Genomic DNA, 3,614 nt, shown 5'->3' on the forward strand with positions numbered 1-3,614 from the left:
CCCCTGAATCAGGAAGGTGGGAAGGATCTGATTGCCCCCCTTCAAAAGGGGGGTTAGGGGGATCGAAACTTGACTCTTACTTGCTAATTCCTCTCTTTTCAAGGAAGGTTAGGGGGGCTCTAAAACTTAACTCCTACCTGTCCATTAAATCCGCGTACAGAATTATAACCAACTCCTACAAACAGATTGTCAGCCGCATCAATTTGAACCCCACCAGACACGGCGAAATCCTCATCATCCGAATAATATCCTACCCCAATATAGGGATCGACAACAGGTAAATTAATAAACTTGAGTACGTCCACTCCCGTTGAATCACCCGGACCAAATCCTAATTCAACCCCTAAACCAATAATTCTCGCACCCACAGAAAAAGTCACATCACCATCGTCTCCTCCCACCGAAACCCAAGGCTGTGGAATAAGTTGAGCTTTAGCCGCAGTTGGTGTAAAAACTGTAGATAAAGACACGAGCGCGATCGCAATTTGACTAATAACTGTTATCTTCATAATCTTCTCCTCAACACCTAACTCACCTAAAATAAATAGTAGGGTGGGCATTAACCGCCTTATTTGAATCTGCTATTTACATCCTCTCCAACACGGGAATTCCTAATAAAGATAATCCCAACTTGAGAGTTCTAGCCGTTAAATTACACAGCACTAACCGCGACGTTCTCTGAGGTTCTTCCGCATTCAAGACTGGAACACCTCGATCGCGATCGTAAAATTGATTGAATTTTTGGCTCAATTGAAACAAATACTCGCACAATCGATTTGGTAATAAATCTTCTTCAATTGTTGAGATAACCTCATCTAACTGAAGTAAATGCTTTGCCAATACGAGTTCAGTTTCATGCTGCAATACTACCTTAACGTTGTCTCCCAACTGCTCGAAATCAATTCCTCCCTTACGGCTAATGCCTTGAATCCGTGCATAAGCATATAACATATAAGGAGCAGTATTACCTTGCAAAGCCAACATTTTATCGTAGCTAAAAATGTAATTGCTATTGCGGTTTTGGCTCAAATCGGCATATTTTACTGCACTAATACCAATCACTTGAGCGACGTGGTTAATAAATTCCTCTGTCTCTTCTCTTCCTTCTTCTTTTAATCGAGATTCTAAATCTTTACGAGCATGTGCGATCGCTTCATCTAACAAATCTTTTAAGCGTACAGCTTCTCCCGAGCGAGTTTTCAACTTCGATCCATCTTCACCCAAAACCAAACCAAAAGGAGCGTGAAAAAACTCCACTTCATCTGTAATCCAACCCGCTCGTTTTCCTACCTGAAAAATTTGAGCAAAATGATTAGTTTGCTCAGCACCCACTGGATAAATTACTCGTTGTGCTTTATCAGCATTTACTCGATAGCGAATAGCAGCTAAATCCGTTGTAGCGTAATTATAACCTCCATCAGATTTTTGCACGATCAAAGGTAAAGGCTTACCTTCTTTATTTGTGAAACCTTCTAGAAAAATACACTTCGCGCCTGCGTCAATTTCTACAAGTTCTTTTGCTTCCAACTCTTCAATCGTTTCTGCTAATAAAGCATTATAAAAAGATTCTCCTCTTTCAATAAACGGAGCAATTCCCATCAAATCGTAAATAACTCGATATGCTTTACTAGACAGTTGACAAACAATCTTCCAAGCCAGAATAGTTTTTTCTTCTCCTGCTTGCAGTTGTACTACAGCCTGTCTCGCTGCTTCCTTAAACCCTTCATCTGTATCAAACTGCTTTTTAGCTTGACGATAAAATGATGATAAATCTCCTAAATTCAAATTTTCATTTGTTGTCAAAGCTTCTGGATATGCCTTTTGCAAGTAAGCAATCAGCATTCCAAAGGGAGTGCCCCAATCGCCTACATGACTCAAACGCACTACGTCATGTCCGATAAATTCTAAAATTCGAGAAAGACAATCTCCAATCACAGCTGGACGCAAATGCCCAACGTGCATTTCTTTAGCAATATTTGGGCTGGGATAATCTACAATAACTTTCTTGGGATGTTTAACAGATGCAATTCCTAGCCGAGGGTCAGGATTAATTTTCTGTAATTGTGCTTCCAAATAAGCTGGTTTCAATGTCAAATTAATAAAACCAGGTCCAGCTACAGTTGGATTTTCGCAGAAATCGTTAACATCTAACTTTGATACAATTTGTTCTGCGATCGCCCGTGGAGGTTTTCCTACTTGTTTCGCTAGCGGTAGAGCTACATTTGCTTGATAATCTCCAAATTTAGGATTGCTAGCAGGTACTAAAATTGGATCGACTCCAGCATATTCTGCACCCAACGCAGCAGCCAAAGCTTGCTCGAATCGAGGTTTGAGCTGTTCTAAAGTTTCTTTCATAAGAGTTATGTATAGTATGTCAGCAAGGCGTAGGTGATTCGATCATTCTACCTAGCTGCAGACACTTCTAAATAGTTATATATAGTGTGTCAGTAAGGTGTAGGCAATTCGGTCGTTCTACCTAGCCGCAGACACTTCCAAGCTCAACATTCAATTTTCATACTCAAATCCAACCACTTCGCTTGAGTAATCGGCGCACTACTAGAAATATAATCTACGCCTGTTTCTGCTACCGAGCAAATAGTTTCCAAAGAAACGTTACCAGAAGCTTCAATTTTGATTTTGCTATTGTGCTGTCGGATTGTCTCTACTGCTTGATGCATCATCTCTAGAGACATATTATCCAGCATAATGATATCTGCCCCATACTGTATGGCTTCTGATACTTGTTCCAAAGACTCGGTTTCAACCTCTATGGTGAGAGGATATGGTATGCTCTGGCGGATTTGGGCGATCGCCTTACCAATTCCACCAGCCACTGCAATATGATTATCTTTGATCATCACTGCATCATCCAATCCCATTCGGTGATTAATTGCTCCTCCTAGTTGAGTTGCATACTTCTCCAGTACCCTCAGTCCTGGAGTTGTTTTGCGCGTATCGACTAATCGAGCCGGTAAATCTTCTATTCTCTCCACATACTGACGGGTAAGGCTAGCAATACCGCTCAACCTCATCGCCAAGTTAAGCGCAACTCTTTCTCCCATCAGCAATGCATCCAACGCTCCACTCATCTGAGCAATAACTTGTCCTGGCTGACACAATTCTCCTTCAGCCGCACAAGCGACAAATTTGACTTGCTCGTCTAAAGTTTGAAACACTCTAGCTGCAACTGGCAAACCTGCAATAACCCCGGGAGCTTTAGCTACCCACTTGGCTTGTCCAGTACGAGGATTTTGAGCTAGCAAGCTTTGAGTCGTGCGATCGCCTCGTCCAACATCTTCAGATAACCACTCACGCAGCAGAGGATCGAGTATTAACCAAGGCGGTAAAACAGCAAAATTACTCACGACTAATAAACTTCCTGGCTTGACTCCAAAATCACTCTAGCTCAAACCGTTGCGGCGAGGGAATTTGGGGGAAAGTCAAAATTTTTTTCACCAAAAGGGTTGACACATTTGGTGGAGATTAGATAGATTAATAAAGCGCCGGAGGAGAGAGGGACGCAAAGCGACCTCCCAAAGGGCGACCGAACCTAGAAAAGAGTATAGTTTGAAAGCGCCAACAAGCACAAGAGAGTTGGTGTCGAATTAAAAGAG

3 protein-coding genes are annotated in these 3,614 nt (G+C 42.0%); all 3 read right to left on the minus strand.

Annotated features, from left to right (window positions below):
• Positions 1–119 precede the first annotated feature (119 nt).
• Positions 120–509: a hypothetical protein gene (locus C7Y66_RS30180; RefSeq protein WP_015157493.1), complete on the minus strand. Its 390-nt coding sequence runs from the start codon at positions 507–509 to the stop codon at positions 120–122.
• A 76-nt stretch (positions 510–585) separates the two neighbouring features.
• Entirely contained in the window at positions 586–2,355 is a 1,770-nt protein-coding gene (gene argS / locus C7Y66_RS30185) for an arginine--tRNA ligase (protein ID WP_106548350.1), read from the minus strand.
• A 143-nt stretch (positions 2,356–2,498) separates the two neighbouring features.
• On the minus strand, positions 2,499–3,365 hold the full coding sequence (gene nadC, locus C7Y66_RS30190) for a carboxylating nicotinate-nucleotide diphosphorylase (RefSeq protein WP_106548351.1): 867 nt from the start codon (positions 3,363–3,365) through the stop codon (positions 2,499–2,501).
• Between the last annotated feature and the right edge of the window lie 249 nt (positions 3,366–3,614).

Source organism: Chroococcidiopsis sp. CCALA 051 (assembly GCF_003015105.1).
GTDB lineage: Bacteria > Cyanobacteriota > Cyanobacteriia > Cyanobacteriales > Chroococcidiopsidaceae > Chroococcidiopsis > Chroococcidiopsis thermalis.

Bases quoted from the DNA above. Each gene is read 5' to 3' on its own strand.
- C7Y66_RS30180 (WP_015157493.1), bottom strand. From the start codon at position 509: ATGAAGATAACAGTTATTAGTCAAATTGCGATCGCGCTCGTGTCTTTA.
- argS (WP_106548350.1), bottom strand. From the start codon at position 2,355: ATGAAAGAAACTTTAGAACAGCTCAAACCTCGATTCGAGCAAGCTTTG.